This is a genomic window from Neorhizobium lilium, from assembly GCF_004053875.1.
Classification (GTDB): domain Bacteria; phylum Pseudomonadota; class Alphaproteobacteria; order Rhizobiales; family Rhizobiaceae; genus Neorhizobium; species Neorhizobium lilii.
This window is the reverse complement of sequence record NZ_SBIP01000002.1, coordinates 676,284-690,523: the sequence shown is the minus strand read 5'-3', so window position 1 is coordinate 690,523 and position 14,240 is coordinate 676,284. Positions and strand designations below refer to the sequence as shown.

Genomic DNA, 14,240 nt, shown 5'->3' with positions numbered 1-14,240 from the left:
ACATGCTGTGCTATCTCATCGAGATGGCTTATGTGGAGGCGGGGGATGTGCAGGCGGGGCTTCGCCCGCGTTCAGTATTCCATCGCGATGGAAACAAGCCCGCCAACATGCCGGTGTAAGCGTCCGGCCAGATCCAGTTCCAGCAAGACAAGATAAACCGCTGATGCGGCCAGCCCGGTATGGCGGATGATATCGTCCACTTCTACCGGGGTTGGTCCAAGTGCCGAGACGACGATGCTTCGGTCGTCATCGTCGGGCGGCAGCATGCCGCCGCCTGTCCATTCCGGCTCCTCGACCACCGTCCCGCCAAAAAGATCGAGCTGCGACAGCGGCGCCAGCCCGTCGAGCACGTCCTGAGAACCAGTGGTCACGATGGCGCCCTGCTTGAGCAGGCCGTTCGTCCCATGACAGCGCGGGTCGAGCGGGGAGCCTGGAACGGCAAACACCAGCCGGCCGAAATCGCCCGCCATTCGGGCCGTGATCAGCGAGCCCGATCTCTCGGCCGCTTCCACGACGACGACGCCGAGCGAGATGCCGGCAATCAGCCGGTTGCGGCGGGGGAAGTCGCGGGCGCGAGGTTCCCAGCCGAAGGGCATTTCGCTGACGGCCAGGCCGGCGCCCTCAGTGATTTCGTCAAGCAGGGATATGTTTTCCGGAGGATAGGGCTGGTCCAGCCCGCCTGCCAGCACGGCAATCGTGCCCGTCTGGAGACTGGCGCGATGCGCGGCAGTGTCGATCCCACGGGCAAGGCCGGAAGTAATCGTATATCCGGCGCGGCCGCCATCGTGGGCAATCATCGCCGCAAATTTGGCGCCAGAAATGGAGGCGTTGCGCGAGCCGACAATGCCGATCGAGGGGCGGGTGGCCGTGGCGAGGTTTCCCTTTACGGCAATGAGCGGCGGAGCGCCGTCGATCTGGCGCAGGGCCGGCGGGTAGTCGGGTTCGCCAATACCGAGGAAGCGCGCCCCGTGCCGGTAGGCTATTTCCAGTTCCCGCTCGGCATCGCCCGTACTGGCAACGCGGATGGAGCGGGTCGCACCGCCGCGGAGAGAAAGCTCGGGAAGCATGGCAAGCGCATTTTCGGCCGAGCCGCAGTGGTTGATTAGGTCGCGGAAGGTGGCTGGGCCGACATTGTCCGAACGGATCAGCCGAAGCCAGGCGATCCTCTGCCGTTCCGTCAGCGCAATTCCCGTTCGCCCTGCGCTGCCGTCCGGCATGTCTTCAGTCCTTCTGCCCGATCCTGCTTTCCGTTCCTGCAATCAGCCGTTCGATATTGGTTTTGTGCTTCAGCCAGGAGATGACCGTCATGACTGCCATCACGGCCGCAATCTTCGGCTCGTTTATGAACCATAGCACAACCGGAATGACAAGCGTTGCAACCAGTGCGGACAGGGACGAGTATTTGCTGAGCTTGGCGACCAACAGCCATACAGTAGCGAAGACCAGCACCATCCAAGGCGCGACCCCGAGAAGCATGCCGATATAGGTGGCAACTCCCTTGCCGCCCTTGAAACCAAGCCAGACCGGGAAGAGGTGACCCATGAAGGCGGCGAACCCGGCAATAAGCCCTGCTTCCATGCCAAGGACGTACCAGGCAATCAATACTGCCGCAGCCGCCTTCAGCGCGTCGAGCAGAAGGGTTGCGGCGGCGAGCTTCTTGTTGCCGGTACGCAATACGTTGGTCGCGCCGATATTGCCCGAGCCGATCGACCTTATGTCACCCAGCCCCGCTGCCTTGGTCAGGAGCAGGCCGAAAGGAATGGAGCCGAGAAGATAGCCGAACACCAGCGCAGCAATCGCGATCGGCAGAGTGATCTGCCAATTCAACAATTCATTCACTTTCGATCCCCCTCAAAGCGAATAGACGCAGCGGCCGCCGACATAGGTGGCCACGGCGCGGCCGGAAAAACGCGCATCCTCGAAAGGCGTGTTCTTCGAGCGCGAGAGAAGCATATCCTTGGCGACGATCCAAGGCTCATCGAGGTCGATCAGCGTAATATCGGCTTTGGCGCCCGGCTTGAGCGTCCCGGCATCGAGCCCGAAGACGTGTGCCGGCCGCGTTGACATGGCATCGATCAGGCGCATCAACGGCACCCGGCTGTCGTGATGGAGCCGGAGCGCTGCTGCCAGCATTGTCTCCAGACCGATCGCCCCATCCTCGGCATCCCCAAAGGGCAGGCGCTTGGTATCGACATCCTGCGGGTCGTGCGAGGAGACGATGATGTCGATCGTCCCGTCGGCGACCGCATCGGCCATGGCAACCCGATCATCTTCCGAACGCAGCGGCGGGGAAAGTTTGAAGAAGGTGCGGTATTCGCCGATATCGTTCTCGTTGAGCGACAGGTGGTTGATGGATACGCCGCAGGTGGCGTTTACGCCGCGGGCGCGGGCGACCCGAATGGCCTCTGCGGATTCGGCGACGGAAATCTTGGCGGCATGATATTTGGCGCGGGTCAGGCCGGCGATCCGGAGGTCGCGTTCGAGCGGGATGATCTCCGCTTCCTTGGGCACGCCGGAGAGGCCGAGCCAGCTGGCGAACAGGCCCTCGTTCATCACGCCGTTGCCGAGGTATTTCTCCCGCAACTCAAGCGATATGACCGCATCGAATTCCCGGGCATAGGTCATGGCGCGGCGAAGCAGCAGCGTATCGTTGAGACCGTGGCGGCCGTTGGTGAAGGCGACGGCGCCGGAGCGTTGCAGCAGCCCGATCTCGGTCATCTCAATGCCGGCGAGCCCCTTTGTCAGGGCTGCTGCCGGATGCACGTTGACCACGGCCTTGTCGCGGGCGGTCTTCTGAACGAATTCCACAAGAGCGATGTCGTCGAGGACCGGATCCGTGTCCGGCATCATGATGAAAGAGGTGATGCCGCCGGCGGCTGCGGCACGGCTGGCCGATTCGATCGTTTCGCGGTGTTCGGCCCCCGGCTCGCCGAGATAGACACGGGCATCCACCAGGCCAGGCGTCGCCACCAGACCCCGGCAGTCGCGCACCGTCGCGCCGTCTGGCACGCCTTGGTTCTGCGCGTCGCTGCCGGCTGCCAGGATGCGGCCGTCTTCTCCGATGATGATCGTGCCGGTTTCGTCGAGGCGCCGCGAGGGGTCGATGATCCGGACGTTTTTCAAGACCGTTGTGGTCGGGAGGGCGGGGTTCGGGGTAGCGGGGCTCATGCACGCTCTCCCTGGTTCTGCGAGACGAGCAGCGTCTCCATCACGGCCATGCGCACAGCCACCCCCATTTCGACCTGTTGTTCGATCACGCTTTGCGGGCCATCGGCCACTTCCGAGGCGATCTCGACGCCACGGTTCATCGGCCCGGGGTGCATGACAAGAGCATCTTCTTTCGCGGCCTTCAGCTTTTCCGCATCAAGACCGAAGAAGTGGAAATATTCGCGCACCGACGGCACGAAGGCGCCTGCCATGCGCTCCCGCTGCAGCCGCAGCATCATGACGACATCGGCGTCCTTCAAGCCTTCCTCCATCGAGTGGAAGACTTCGACGCTCATGTCGCGGATGCCGGATGGAAGCAGCGTCGAAGGTGCCACGACACGAACCCGTGCACCCATGGCGTTGAGCAGCAGGATGTTGGAGCGGGCGACGCGCGAATGGAGAACGTCGCCGCAGATGGCGACGATGATCCGCGACAGCTTGCCCTTGGCGCGGCGGATGGTCAGCGCGTCGAGCAGCGCCTGGGTCGGGTGTTCATGCTGGCCGTCGCCCGCATTGACCACGGAGCAGGCGACCTTCTGCGCCAGAAGCGCTGCCGCACCGGCGGAGGAGTGTCGCAGCACCAGCACGTCCGGCCGCATGGCGTTCAGCGTCATGGCCGTATCGATCAGCGTCTCGCCCTTCTTTACAGAAGAGTTGCCGACAGACATGTTCATGACATCGGCGCCGAGGCGTTTGCCGGCAAGCTCGAAGGAAGCCTGGGTGCGGGTGGATGCTTCGAAGAAAAGATTGATCTGGGTAAGGCCTCGAAGCGTCGAGGTCTTCTTTTCCCGCTGCCGGGAAATCTTCACGGCCTCGTCGGCCTTGTCCAGAAGATAGGTGATATCCTGTTCGGTAAGACCCTTGATGCCGAGGAGGTGGCGGTGAGGGAAGAAGACCATGGACGGTGCCTCCGCTTGCGTTCGGCGGTCTATAAGGTCTGGAGCCCGCAGCCGCAAGCGCAGACGGGTGCTTAGCGGTGGTTGTCGATATCTTCTTAAGGGTGTCGCAGGGGCAACGGGGCATTTGTTGAGAAAGCCATATTCCTCAATTGGCGCCGTTCCCACGCTCGGCAAGTTCGGTTAGATGTGCTTCATGAACGACATGTCCCGTGACGAAGAGAAATTCGCCGATCTGAACCAGCCGAGCCCCTGGTCCGGCATCAACGCTTACCGCTCCGATCCCCTCATTGTGGACCTGACGGGCGAGTTGCACCGCAGCGTTCGCGAGGAATACGACCAGCTCGGCAATTACGTGACCTCGCCGGAAGCGCAGGAACTGGCGCGGATGGCGAACGAGAATCCGCCAAAGCTCAAGACCCATGGTCCCCGCGGCGAGCGTCTCGACGTAGTAGAGTTCCATCCCGCCTGGCACGCGCTGATGCGCCGCTCCATGCAGACGGGGCTGCATTCCTCGGTTTGGGAGAACACCCCGGAAACAAAGGGCCGGGCGCACAAGGCGCGTGCGACCAGGTTCTACCTCACCGCGCAGCTCGAATGCGGCCATCTCTGCCCCTTGACCATGACCAGTGCTTCCGTGGCTGCCCTGATGGCCTCGCCCCGCGTCCACAAGGAATGGGCGCCGAAGATCCTGTCGCGCAAATACGATTCCAGCAACCGGCCGGCGCTTCAGAAGCATGCCGTCACGCTTGGCATGGGCATGACGGAGAAGCAGGGCGGCACGGATGTGCGCGCCAATCGCACCACGGCCGATCGCGTCGGCGAGGGGATTTACCGGCTGTCAGGCCACAAATGGTTCATGTCGGCGCCGATGAGCGACGGCTTCGTCATGCTGGCCAAGACTAATGAGGGGATCGGCTGCTTCCTGGTGCCGAGACTTCTGGAGGATGGCTCTGCCAACGGGCTGCAGTTCCAGCGTCTCAAGGACAAGCTGGGCAACCGCTCCAATGCCTCGTCCGAGGTCGAATTTACCGATGCCTTCGGCTACTTACTTGGCGAATCGGGTGCGGGCGTGCGGACCATCCTCGACATGGTCACGCTGACGCGGCTCGATTGTGCGCTTGCCTCGGCGGGGATGATGCGCGCCTCGCTGGCCGAGGCCGTGCACCACACGCGTGGACGCAGCGTCTTCGGCAAGAAACTGATCGACCAGCCGCTGATGACACGCGTGCTGGCCGACATGGCGCTCGATGTGGCTGCGGCCACCGCACTCGCCTTCCGCCTGGCCGACGCCTTTGACCGCGCCGGATCTAGCCCTGCAGATGCGGCCTTCGCCCGCGTCATGACGCCCGTCGTCAAATACTGGAACTGCAAGATCGCCCCGGCTCTCATCTACGAGGCGATGGAGTGCATCGGCGGCAACGGCTATATCGAGGAACGGCCGATCGCCCGTCACTACCGCGAGGCTCCGGTCAACGCGATATGGGAAGGCTCGGGCAATGTCATGGCGCTCGACGTGCTGCGCGTGCTGTCGCGCGGTCGCGATCTGTTCGACATGGTGCTGGCGGGTTTCGAGCGCGATCTCGGACCATCGGGCAAGAAGACGGTAGAAGTGCTGCGGGCTGCCATGGCGCTCTGCGAGAGCGACGAAGGCGGCGCAAGACTGCTGGTCGAGCAGTTGGCGCTCGCTGCCGGTGCCGCCGAACTGTTCCGTCTCGGGGCTGGCAAGATCGCCGACGCGTTCCTCGAGACGCGGCTGGCCGGCGGCTGGCGCTCGACCTACGGCATGATCGATGTCCGATTCGACGCCCGCTATATCGTCGACCTTCTTTATCCGCCGGTCACGTAACGGGCAAAGCTCATGGCGACAGGTATGGTGAAGAAGGCAAGCGCCGTCTGCACCGTGGCTGCCGCCGCATAGAATTCGGCGTCGCCGCCCATCTGCTTGGCCAGCACATAGCCGTTCATCGCGGTCGGGACGGCGGCGCTCAGCGCCAGCAGCGCAAGATTGGTGCCTGTCAAGCCGAGGCCCATGCCGACGCCGATCGCCAGCAAGGGGAAGACCGCCAGCTTGAGCACGACTGCGGCGATGACGCCTGAACTCGGCTTCAGTGCATCGGCAATACGCAGTCCCGCGCCGACGGTGATGAGGCCGAGGCTGAGCGAAGCGGCGGCAAGCATGCCGATCGTATCGAAGATCGGCTGGTAGATGGGGACATGCGCGAGGTTTATGGCGATGCCTGCGAGTGTCGAGATAATCATCGGATTGCTGACAATGCGGATGGCCAGCGCCCTGTAGCTGCGGTTGCCGGCGGTGAACCAGGCCAGTACCGCAATACTACCGGCATTCACCGGGACAACGACCGCCGCCATCACCATCCCGACCACCATCAGCCCATGGTCGCCCCCTGTTCTCGATGCGATCGCAAGAGCCATAAAACCGTTCCAACGCGTCGCCGTCTGGTAGAGCGAGGTATAGGTGGGTGGCGGCATGCCGATCCGCTTCAGCATGGGCCAGCAGGCCAGGACCAGAAGCGACATGGCAAGGAAGGAGATGATGGCAATCATGCTGACCGTCACGGCAATCGTATCGGAGAAGTCAGCCCTCGCCATGGTCTGGAAGAGGAGCGCCGGGAAGAGCACGTAATAACTGCATTGTTCCATGCCGTCCCAGAAGCTGCCGTTGATCAACGACGTGCGCTTGAGGCCGATGCCGAGCAGGACGAGCAGAAAGACGGGAAGAATGCTTTCGAAGATGACGAGCATGAGGGCAATCGAGCTGTTTCTATGTGCTTCCCCGCCCGGCAGTTCTGCACGGAAGAAGAGGTGAAAGCAATATCATTACTCTATCCTGTGCATGGCGCAGCAAGGTTGTTGCGGTCGAAGTGGTGGCAGACTATCGCTGCGTTAACAATTCCTTAACGACGGTCGCACGGATGCTGCAGTTAGAAGAGCTTACGGCTACGCAAAGCCTTGCAGCAAAGCCCCGCAATCGCGCCAGCACCGAACAGTCGATCTTTCTGGCAGCGCGCGATCTTTTGGCCGAGCAGGGTTTCCAGGGCTTTGGCATCAATGCCGTTGCCCGCCGTGCAGGGTGCGACAAGCAACTCATCTACCGCTATTTCGGCGGCCTCGACGGTCTGCTCGACGCGATCGGGGCGGACCTTGGAAATTGGGTGAAGGACCGGATCCCGCAGGATTCGGGCGGTGCCTTTCTGCTGACCTATGGCGATCTCATGGAGCGTCTGGCGATTCTTTTCATGGAGGCGCTGCAGGACGACCCACTCGTCTGCAAGATCATTGCCTGGGAAGTATCCAAGGAAACGCCGCAGGTTCGTCGCCTATCGGAGGCGAGAACCAAGGCCCTTGCCAAGTGGCTGGAGAAGATGCGCGGCTCGCTCGCACCTCCTAAGGGTGTGGATGCGGCAATCATGAATGCCTTGCTGTTCGCCGCTATCCAGCACCTTGTGATTTCGGCTGCTGCCAGTGGACAATTTGCCGGCGTTCCGCTGAAGACGGGCAAGGACTGGGACAAGGTTGCGGCCGCCGTTCGCCGTCTGGTACGCGCCATCTACGGCTGACACCGTCGTTTGGCTTATCCACAGGCGTTGGCCGAATTAACCATGTCGGGGGCTTTCGGTTGCGGCAAATCCATTGAGGTCTAAGGTCTGGCTTAACGCTTTGTTAACCAAAGACTGGACCCTCGGGCTCGCTATGGGAACCATAATCAGAGACCATACATTGCTGATCGTCATGACGACGATCTTTGCCGTTCTGGCTCTGGACATCAGCATTCCGGCGGTCGTTCTCAGCCTGATGGCTCTGTCGAAGCTGCTGGTCGAGATGGATATCCTTCCATTCCAGGCAGAGGGGGAGACCGCATGAAGTGGTTCCTGATCTTATGGGCCGGTCCTGTCGCGCTGTTGATAAGCTGGTACGGACTTTCGTACTACGACATGAGCTTCGGCTTTTTCATGCTGACCCGCCAGACGCATGACCTTGTATTCGAGATCTACGGAAATATTCTCGGCGTACCGCCGGAGATCCTTCCGCCGCTTGTCGCCCGCGCCATTGCCTTCGACAGCATGGTGGTCCTGGGCATCGTGCTGTTCCGCAAGCGCAGGGAAATCAGCGCCTGGTGGCGTCGCCGTCAGGTATCGGGGTCGCCGTCCTGAGACCGTGCTATCGCCGTTAGTCGGTCTAGCGCACCTTGCAGGATGAAGCTCGCGGCTGCCGAATCGATGCGCTCGGCACGCTTGGCCCGCGACACGTCCATCTCCAGAAGCGCACGTTCGGCAGCAACGGTCGAAAGACGCTCGTCCCAATAGACGAAGGGAATATCCGTCTTCTCGCTCATGGAGCGGACGAAGGCGCGCGTCGCCTGGACGCGCGGACCCGACGACCCATCCATGTTCACCGGCAGGCCGATCACGAAGGCCGCCACTTTCTCCCGTGCGGCTATGGCGAGTAGGGTTTCGGCGTCCTTGCCGAACTTCACCCGCTTGATGACGGGGCGAGGAGATGCAAAGCGCCGTCCGAGATCCGACATGGAAATCCCTATCGTCTTGGTGCCGAGGTCCAAACCGGCAATGGCCTGGCCGGTTTGGAGCGTGTTCGCAAGCTCCTCTATTGTCAGGACTGTCATTCGGGATACATCTGCTTGGCTAGAGTGTGCTCGCCGGCCTTCGCCTGGCGCAAGTTCGTCTTTAGCATCCCCATCGGGTTTTGCATCACCAATCGAAAGAGACTTCCATGAAGATCACCTGGCTCGGCCACGCCGCTTTTCGCATCGAAACGGCCAAGGCAAAAATCCTGATCGATCCATTCCTTACCCATAACGCGAGCTTCGCCGGCGCTGGCCTCGACATCAAGGATGTGACCGACGGCATCACGCATATCCTGTTGACCCATGGCCATGGCGACCATGTCGGCGACACGGTTGCGATCGCCAAGGAAAAGGGCGCCGTCGTGCTTGCCAATGCGGACCTTGCCTCCTGGCTCGGCACCAAAGGCGTCGAGAAGCTCGAAATGGGCAATACCGGCGGAACGGTCTCGTTTGACGGCTTCACCGCCACCTTTACGCAGGCTCTGCATTCTTCAGGTCAGGTGGACGAGATGGGTGTCGCCCATTCGCTGGGGAGCGCGAACGGCCTGATGATACATTTCGAGGACGAAATGTCGGTGCTCCATATGGGCGATACCGACATCTTCACCGACATGGGCCTGATCAACGAACTGCATCAGCCGGATATCGGCATCGTGCCGATCGGCGACCGCTTCACCATGGGCGGCGCCGTGGCGGCCCTGGCTTGCCAGCGCTTCTTCGACTTCAAGCACACGATTCCCTGCCATTACGGCACGTTCCCGATCATCGACCAGACGCCGGACAAGTTCGTGAAGGGCATGGAAGGCAGCCGCTCAAGGGTCGAAACACCGCAACCCGGCGGCAGCCTGAGCTACTGATCCAAGCTGAACAGGCGGCATGCCCGGCAAATGGGTATGCTGCCTGTTGCGAAGGGCGGATGCGGCGATTATAGCGGAGGAGAAATTCTTGCCCGGAGTCATGCCATGTCCGTCGATCTCGCCACCGTCAAGCGCGTCGCGCGCCTCGCCCGCATCGCGGTCACCGAGGACGAAGCCAACCGCATGGTGGGTGAGCTGAACGGCATACTCGGCTTTGTGGAGCAGCTTTCCGAGGTGGATGTCAGCGGTGTCGAGCCGATGACGTCGGTTACGCCCATGATAATGCGCGAGCGCACAGATGCTGTGACCGACGGCGACAAGGCGGCAGACATCGTCGCCAATGCGCCCCTTACAGACCGTAATTTCTTTCTGGTGCCGAAGGTCGTCGAATAAGCGCGTCCAGCGCTTCCTCCGCCTTTCCTCCATTCGAATGATTTGAAGAGCCCATGACCGAACTTACCAGCCTCACCATTGCCGAAGCCCGCGAAAAGCTGAAGGCCAAGGAATTTACATCCGTCGAACTGACCCAGGCCTATCTGGATACGATCGACGCGGCCAACGCCGTGTTAAACGCCTATGTGAAGGTGACGCCGGAAAAGGCGATCGCCATGGCCAGGGCCTCCGACGAGCGCCGCGCAGCCGGCAAGGTCGGCGCACTGGAGGGCATTCCGCTGGGCATCAAGGACCTGTTTGCTACCCAGGACGTCCACACCCAGGCCTGCTCGCACATCTTGGACGGGTTCGAGCCGAAATACGAATCGACCGTTACCCAGAACCTCTGGGATGATGGCGCCGTCATGCTGGGCAAGCTCAACATGGACGAGTTCGCCATGGGCTCCTCCAACGAGACGTCCTTTTACGGTCCTGTGATCAACCCCTGGAAAGCCGAGGGTTCGAACCAGCAGCTCGTGCCTGGCGGCTCGTCCGGCGGTTCGGCCTCTGCCGTCGCCGCGCATCTGTGCGCCGGTGCGACCGCGACAGATACGGGGGGGTCCATCCGCCAGCCGGCGGCCTTCACGGGCACGGTCGGGATCAAGCCCACCTATGGCCGCTGCTCGCGCTGGGGCACCGTCGCCTTCGCCTCGTCGCTCGACCAGGCCGGTCCGATCGCCCGCGATGTGCGCGATGCGGCGATCATGCTGAAGTCGATGGCGTCGGTGGATGCAAAGGATACGACCTCGGTCGATCTGCCGGTGCCGGATTACGAAGCCGCACTCGGTCAGTCGCTGAAGGGCATGAAGATCGGCATTCCCAAGGAATATCGGGTCGAAGGCATGCCAGATGAAATCGAAAAGCTCTGGCAGCAGGGTATTCAGTGGCTGAAAGATGCCGGCGCCGAAATCGTCGATATCAGCCTGCCGCACACGAAATACGCTCTGCCGGCCTATTACATCGTGGCGCCCGCCGAAGCCTCGTCCAACCTCGCCCGCTACGATGGCGTTCGCTATGGCCTGCGCGTCGATGGCAAGGACATCGTCGACATGTACGAGAAGACCCGCGCTGCCGGCTTCGGCACCGAGGTCAAGCGCCGCATCATGATCGGCACTTATGTTCTGTCGGCCGGTTATTACGATGCCTATTACCTGCAAGCCCAGAAGGTCCGCACGCTGATCAAGCGCGACTTCGAGATTGTCTTCCATGACGGCGTCGATGCGATCCTGACGCCGGCGACGCCATCCTCGGCCTTCGGTATCGCCGACGAGGACCTCGCAGCGGATCCAGTGAAGATGTATCTCAACGACATTTTCACGGTCACGGTCAACATGGCCGGATTGCCGGGCATTGCCGTTCCCGCCGGCCTCGATGCCAAGGGCCTGCCGCTCGGGCTGCAGCTGATTGGCAAGCCTTTCGAGGAAGAGACGCTGTTCCGCACTGCTTATGTCATCGAACAGGCGGCGGGCAGGTTCACGCCGACGAAGTGGTGGTAGGGAGCTTAGCGCCTATTGCTCCAATCCAACCTAGGACCGGGGCGGATACAGCTTTCGCTGATGGATTATCGTCAAGACATCGAGGTCTGTCACTGACACGATGCGGTAGACGATCGTGTAGGGGAGCCCCGAAACGGCAAACTCGCGCGTGTCTTCCAGACTGCCGGGGCGCCCGATCAGGGGGAAATTCTGGAAGATTTCGATGACTTGGCGGATGCGGGATATCACCCGATCCGCAGTGCGCGGGCTGGCTTCAGAAATATGGCTGTGAATTTCAACAAGATCCGCAAAGGCTTGCGGTGCGAAGTTAACGTTCAAAGCCAAACCGCTTCCAGACGTCGTCCAGCGGGATCACACACGAGCGATCTTTCGACTCTTCCAGGGCGGTTCTGATCTTGGCGATCTTCCAAGCTTCATAGCCCTCATCCGCAGGCGCGGAGGATGAGGGTGAAACAAGCTCTTCGAGGGTCAGTTTTTCCTTAAGATCGCTCATGGGCGCATGATAACCTGAACGCGCAATCAAGCCAAGCCTCTAGAACCATCGACATCGACCCACGAATCTTGATCCGCTGCGCCCCTTTTCCTTGCCTCTGGCCAAATCCGTCACCCGATGCTCTACTATCCCCGATATAGGGGACATCATGGCCACAATCCGGAATGCGCGTGAAGACGAAGCGGAGCTCCTGGCCGAGATAGGATTTCGCGCCTGGGAAAAGGCGATGATCTCCATCGGCGAGATGACCGATATGAGCGAGAGCGCCTGGGAGGCGTTCCGCAACTTCGCTCGGAAGGATTGGCTGACTATCAGTACCGTCGAGGAGCGCGGGGCTCTCGCCGGATGGGCGGCGCGCGAAAAGCTCGACGAACTGATTTCCGACTTCTGGATCGATCCGCAATATCAGGGGCAGGGGCTTGGCGGTGCGCTGCTGGCTGAAGTCGAGGCGGAAATCGTCAAGCAGGGGCTGGAGGAGGCGCGGGTGGAAACCCATGCGCATAATCTCGAAGCGATTGGCTTCTTCGAAAAACACGGCTACGCCATCAACTGGCTGTCCATTGCCTATTCTCCCAAGATCGATCGCGATGTGCAGTCCGTGGGGCTATACAAACGTCTCGTGCCGGACGTGCCGGAGACCTATGGGCCAAGCTTCTGAACACCCCAAACCCATCGGTTAAGCTTGCGCCGCCGCGCCATTTGCTCTACCTCGAAACGACCTGAACAGACCATCTCAAGAGCATCCGATGACCCTAGTCGACGTCCGTACGCCTGATCCGAAACGCTTCATTCCCGGTGCCACCGGTGATTGGGAAGTGATCATCGGCATGGAAGTGCATGCTCAGGTCCTGTCTAATTCCAAGCTATTTTCCGGCGCTTCCACCGAGTTCGGCAAGCCCGCCAATTCGAACGTCTCGCTGGTCGATGCCGCCATGCCCGGCATGCTGCCCGTGATCAACGAGGAATGCGTGAAGCAGGCGGTCCGTACCGGTCTCGGCCTCAAGGCGCAGATCAACAAGCGCTCGTTGTTCGACCGCAAGAACTACTTCTACCCGGACCTGCCGCAGGGCTACCAGATTTCGCAGTTCAAGGATCCGATCGTCGGCGAAGGTACGATTGTCATATCGCTTGGGCCGGACCGCCAGGGCCAGTTCGAGGATATCGAGATCGGCATCGAGCGCCTGCATCTGGAGCAGGACGCCGGCAAGTCCATGCACGACCAGCATCCGACCATGTCCTATGTGGACCTGAACCGTTCCGGCGTGGCGCTGATGGAAATCGTTTCCAAGCCGGACATGCGCTCATCCGACGAAGCCAAGGCCTACATGACCAAGCTGCGTTCCATCGTGCGCTATCTCGGAACCTGCGATGGCAATATGGACGAAGGCTCCATGCGCGCCGACGTCAACGTATCGGTGCGTCGTCCTGGCGGAGATTTCGGAACCCGCTGCGAGATCAAGAACGTGAACTCCATTCGTTTCATCGGCCAGGCCATCGAATACGAGGCGCGCCGCCAGATCGGCATTCTCGAAGACGGCGGCTCGATCGATCAGGAAACTCGCCTGTTCGATCCGGGCAAGGGCGAGACGCGCTCCATGCGCTCCAAGGAAGATGCGCATGACTATCGCTATTTCCCTGACCCGGATCTGCTGCCGCTCGAATTCGACGATGCTTTCGTCGCTGAGCTCGCGAAGGACCTGCCGGAATTGCCGGACGACAAGAAGGCTCGTTTTGTCAGCGAGCTCGGCCTGTCTATCTACGATGCGTCCGTGCTCGTATCGGAAAAGGCGATCGCGGATTACTTCGAAGCTGTGGCCGCAGGGCGCGACGGCAAGATGGCGGCGAACTGGATTATCAACGACTTGCTGGGCGCCTTGAACAGAACCGGCGAATCTATTGAAGAGACAACGGTTTCTCCCGCCCAGCTTGGAGCGATCATCGACCTCATCAAGGCCGAAACCATCTCCGGAAAGATCGCCAAGGATCTGTTCGAGATCGTGCTTGCCGAAGGCGGAGATCCGGCCGAGATCGTGGAAGCGCGCGGCATGCGCCAAGTCACCGATACCGGCGCGATCGAAAAGGCCGTGGACGAGATCATCGCCGCCAATCCCGACCAGGTCGCCAAGGTGAAGGCAAAGCCGACACTGGCCGGCTGGTTCGTCGGCCAGGTCATGAAGTCCACTGGCGGCAAGGCCAACCCGCAGGCCGTGCAGGCGCTGGTCAAGGCAAAGCTCGGCATCGAAGAGGAATAGG

General features: G+C 61.2%; 17 protein-coding genes. 9 read left to right on the top strand and 8 right to left on the bottom strand.

Features of this window, described 5'->3' with window-relative positions; genetic code table 11:
- Positions 1-71 precede the first annotated feature (71 nt).
- From dprA to EPK99_RS09485, 4 genes are read right to left on the bottom strand one after another with little or no spacing between them, the layout of a single operon-like run.
- Positions 72-1,217: a DNA-processing protein DprA gene (dprA, locus tag EPK99_RS09500; RefSeq protein ID WP_128442788.1), complete on the bottom strand. Its 1,146-nt coding sequence runs from the start codon at positions 1,215-1,217 to the stop codon at positions 72-74.
- Positions 1,218-1,221: 4 nt separating this feature from the next.
- On the bottom strand, positions 1,222-1,839 hold the full coding sequence (gene plsY, locus EPK99_RS09495; RefSeq protein ID WP_128442787.1) for a glycerol-3-phosphate 1-O-acyltransferase PlsY: 618 nt from the start codon (positions 1,837-1,839) through the stop codon (positions 1,222-1,224).
- Positions 1,840-1,851: 12 nt separating this feature from the next.
- Positions 1,852-3,168, bottom strand: a complete 1,317-nt coding sequence (locus EPK99_RS09490; protein WP_128442786.1) for a dihydroorotase — start codon at positions 3,166-3,168, stop codon at positions 1,852-1,854.
- Positions 3,165-4,106 (bottom strand): aspartate carbamoyltransferase catalytic subunit, encoded by a 942-nt coding sequence (locus EPK99_RS09485; RefSeq protein ID WP_128442785.1) that lies wholly within the window; start codon positions 4,104-4,106, stop codon positions 3,165-3,167. The genes EPK99_RS09490 and EPK99_RS09485 overlap by 4 nt, the downstream gene beginning before the upstream one ends.
- A gap of 193 nt (positions 4,107-4,299) precedes the next feature.
- Between EPK99_RS09485 and EPK99_RS09480 the strand changes: the two genes are divergently transcribed.
- A complete protein-coding gene (locus tag EPK99_RS09480; RefSeq protein ID WP_128442784.1) occupies positions 4,300-5,952 on the top strand; it encodes an acyl-CoA dehydrogenase family protein in 1,653 nt (550 codons plus the stop codon).
- Here the strand turns inward: EPK99_RS09480 and EPK99_RS09475 are convergent.
- A complete protein-coding gene (locus EPK99_RS09475) occupies positions 5,934-6,869 on the bottom strand; it encodes an AEC family transporter (protein WP_128442783.1) in 936 nt (311 codons plus the stop codon). The two genes, EPK99_RS09480 and EPK99_RS09475, sit on opposite strands and share 19 nt — an antisense overlap.
- Positions 6,870-7,039: 170 nt before the next feature.
- Here EPK99_RS09475 and EPK99_RS09470 point away from each other — a divergent pair, with 170 nt between their 5' ends.
- From EPK99_RS09470 to EPK99_RS09465, 3 genes are all read left to right on the top strand, one after another.
- Positions 7,040-7,684: a TetR/AcrR family transcriptional regulator gene (locus EPK99_RS09470; RefSeq protein ID WP_128442782.1), complete on the top strand. Its 645-nt coding sequence runs from the start codon at positions 7,040-7,042 to the stop codon at positions 7,682-7,684.
- Positions 7,685-7,817: 133 nt separating this feature from the next.
- Positions 7,818-7,988: a hypothetical protein gene (locus tag EPK99_RS25285; protein WP_164901742.1), complete on the top strand. Its 171-nt coding sequence runs from the start codon at positions 7,818-7,820 to the stop codon at positions 7,986-7,988.
- The gene (locus EPK99_RS09465) at positions 7,985-8,278 is read left to right on the top strand and encodes a DUF6105 family protein (RefSeq protein ID WP_128442781.1); all 294 of its coding nucleotides are present in this window, start codon (positions 7,985-7,987) and stop codon (positions 8,276-8,278) included. Before EPK99_RS25285 ends, EPK99_RS09465 begins: the two co-directional genes overlap by 4 nt.
- Here the strand turns inward: EPK99_RS09465 and ruvX are convergent.
- Positions 8,254-8,748: a Holliday junction resolvase RuvX gene (ruvX, locus tag EPK99_RS09460; protein ID WP_128442780.1), complete on the bottom strand. Its 495-nt coding sequence runs from the start codon at positions 8,746-8,748 to the stop codon at positions 8,254-8,256. The two genes, EPK99_RS09465 and ruvX, sit on opposite strands and share 25 nt — an antisense overlap.
- A gap of 107 nt (positions 8,749-8,855) precedes the next feature.
- On the opposite strand from ruvX, the gene EPK99_RS09455 reads away from it, so the two are divergent.
- The 3 genes from EPK99_RS09455 (at position 8,856) to gatA (ending at position 11,494) form a co-directional block, all read left to right on the top strand.
- Complete coding sequence (locus tag EPK99_RS09455) at positions 8,856-9,566, top strand: metal-dependent hydrolase (RefSeq protein ID WP_128442779.1); 711 nt, start codon at positions 8,856-8,858, stop codon at positions 9,564-9,566.
- A gap of 105 nt (positions 9,567-9,671) precedes the next feature.
- A complete protein-coding gene (gene gatC / locus EPK99_RS09450) occupies positions 9,672-9,959 on the top strand; it encodes an Asp-tRNA(Asn)/Glu-tRNA(Gln) amidotransferase subunit GatC (RefSeq protein ID WP_128442778.1) in 288 nt (95 codons plus the stop codon).
- Positions 9,960-10,012: 53 nt separating this feature from the next.
- Positions 10,013-11,494, top strand: a complete 1,482-nt coding sequence (gene gatA, locus EPK99_RS09445) for an Asp-tRNA(Asn)/Glu-tRNA(Gln) amidotransferase subunit GatA (RefSeq protein WP_128442777.1) — start codon at positions 10,013-10,015, stop codon at positions 11,492-11,494.
- A gap of 30 nt (positions 11,495-11,524) precedes the next feature.
- Here gatA and EPK99_RS09440 read toward each other — a convergent pair whose 3' ends face one another.
- Entirely contained in the window at positions 11,525-11,818 is a 294-nt protein-coding gene (locus tag EPK99_RS09440; RefSeq protein WP_245582381.1) for a type II toxin-antitoxin system RelE/ParE family toxin, read from the bottom strand.
- Complete coding sequence (locus tag EPK99_RS09435; protein ID WP_128442776.1) at positions 11,802-11,987, bottom strand: hypothetical protein; 186 nt, start codon at positions 11,985-11,987, stop codon at positions 11,802-11,804. Before EPK99_RS09435 ends, EPK99_RS09440 begins: the two co-directional genes overlap by 17 nt.
- Positions 11,988-12,135: 148 nt before the next feature.
- On the opposite strand from EPK99_RS09435, the gene EPK99_RS09430 reads away from it, so the two are divergent.
- The gene (locus EPK99_RS09430; protein ID WP_128442775.1) at positions 12,136-12,645 is read left to right on the top strand and encodes a GNAT family N-acetyltransferase; all 510 of its coding nucleotides are present in this window, start codon (positions 12,136-12,138) and stop codon (positions 12,643-12,645) included.
- Between the two features lie 88 nt (positions 12,646-12,733).
- Entirely contained in the window at positions 12,734-14,239 is a 1,506-nt protein-coding gene (gene gatB / locus EPK99_RS09425; protein ID WP_128442774.1) for an Asp-tRNA(Asn)/Glu-tRNA(Gln) amidotransferase subunit GatB, read from the top strand.
- Position 14,240 lies beyond the last annotated feature (1 nt).

What these genes read in the sequence shown, in the direction of transcription:
- dprA (WP_128442788.1), bottom strand. Translation starts at nt 1,217, where the DNA reads ATGCCGGACGGCAGCGCAGGGCGAACGGGAATTGCGCTGACGGAACGG.
- EPK99_RS09490 (WP_128442786.1), bottom strand. Translation starts at nt 3,168, where the DNA reads ATGAGCCCCGCTACCCCGAACCCCGCCCTCCCGACCACAACGGTCTTG.
- EPK99_RS09485 (WP_128442785.1), bottom strand. Translation starts at nt 4,106, where the DNA reads ATGGTCTTCTTCCCTCACCGCCACCTCCTCGGCATCAAGGGTCTTACC.
- EPK99_RS09480 (WP_128442784.1), top strand. Translation starts at nt 4,300, where the DNA reads ATGAACGACATGTCCCGTGACGAAGAGAAATTCGCCGATCTGAACCAG.
- EPK99_RS09475 (WP_128442783.1), bottom strand. Translation starts at nt 6,869, where the DNA reads ATGCTCGTCATCTTCGAAAGCATTCTTCCCGTCTTTCTGCTCGTCCTG.
- EPK99_RS09470 (WP_128442782.1), top strand. Translation starts at nt 7,040, where the DNA reads ATGCTGCAGTTAGAAGAGCTTACGGCTACGCAAAGCCTTGCAGCAAAG.
- EPK99_RS25285 (WP_164901742.1), top strand. Translation starts at nt 7,818, where the DNA reads ATGGGAACCATAATCAGAGACCATACATTGCTGATCGTCATGACGACG.
- EPK99_RS09465 (WP_128442781.1), top strand. Translation starts at nt 7,985, where the DNA reads ATGAAGTGGTTCCTGATCTTATGGGCCGGTCCTGTCGCGCTGTTGATA.
- ruvX (WP_128442780.1), bottom strand. Translation starts at nt 8,748, where the DNA reads ATGACAGTCCTGACAATAGAGGAGCTTGCGAACACGCTCCAAACCGGC.
- EPK99_RS09455 (WP_128442779.1), top strand. Translation starts at nt 8,856, where the DNA reads ATGAAGATCACCTGGCTCGGCCACGCCGCTTTTCGCATCGAAACGGCC.
- gatC (WP_128442778.1), top strand. Translation starts at nt 9,672, where the DNA reads ATGTCCGTCGATCTCGCCACCGTCAAGCGCGTCGCGCGCCTCGCCCGC.
- gatA (WP_128442777.1), top strand. Translation starts at nt 10,013, where the DNA reads ATGACCGAACTTACCAGCCTCACCATTGCCGAAGCCCGCGAAAAGCTG.
- EPK99_RS09435 (WP_128442776.1), bottom strand. Translation starts at nt 11,987, where the DNA reads ATGAGCGATCTTAAGGAAAAACTGACCCTCGAAGAGCTTGTTTCACCC.
- EPK99_RS09430 (WP_128442775.1), top strand. Translation starts at nt 12,136, where the DNA reads ATGGCCACAATCCGGAATGCGCGTGAAGACGAAGCGGAGCTCCTGGCC.
- gatB (WP_128442774.1), top strand. Translation starts at nt 12,734, where the DNA reads ATGACCCTAGTCGACGTCCGTACGCCTGATCCGAAACGCTTCATTCCC.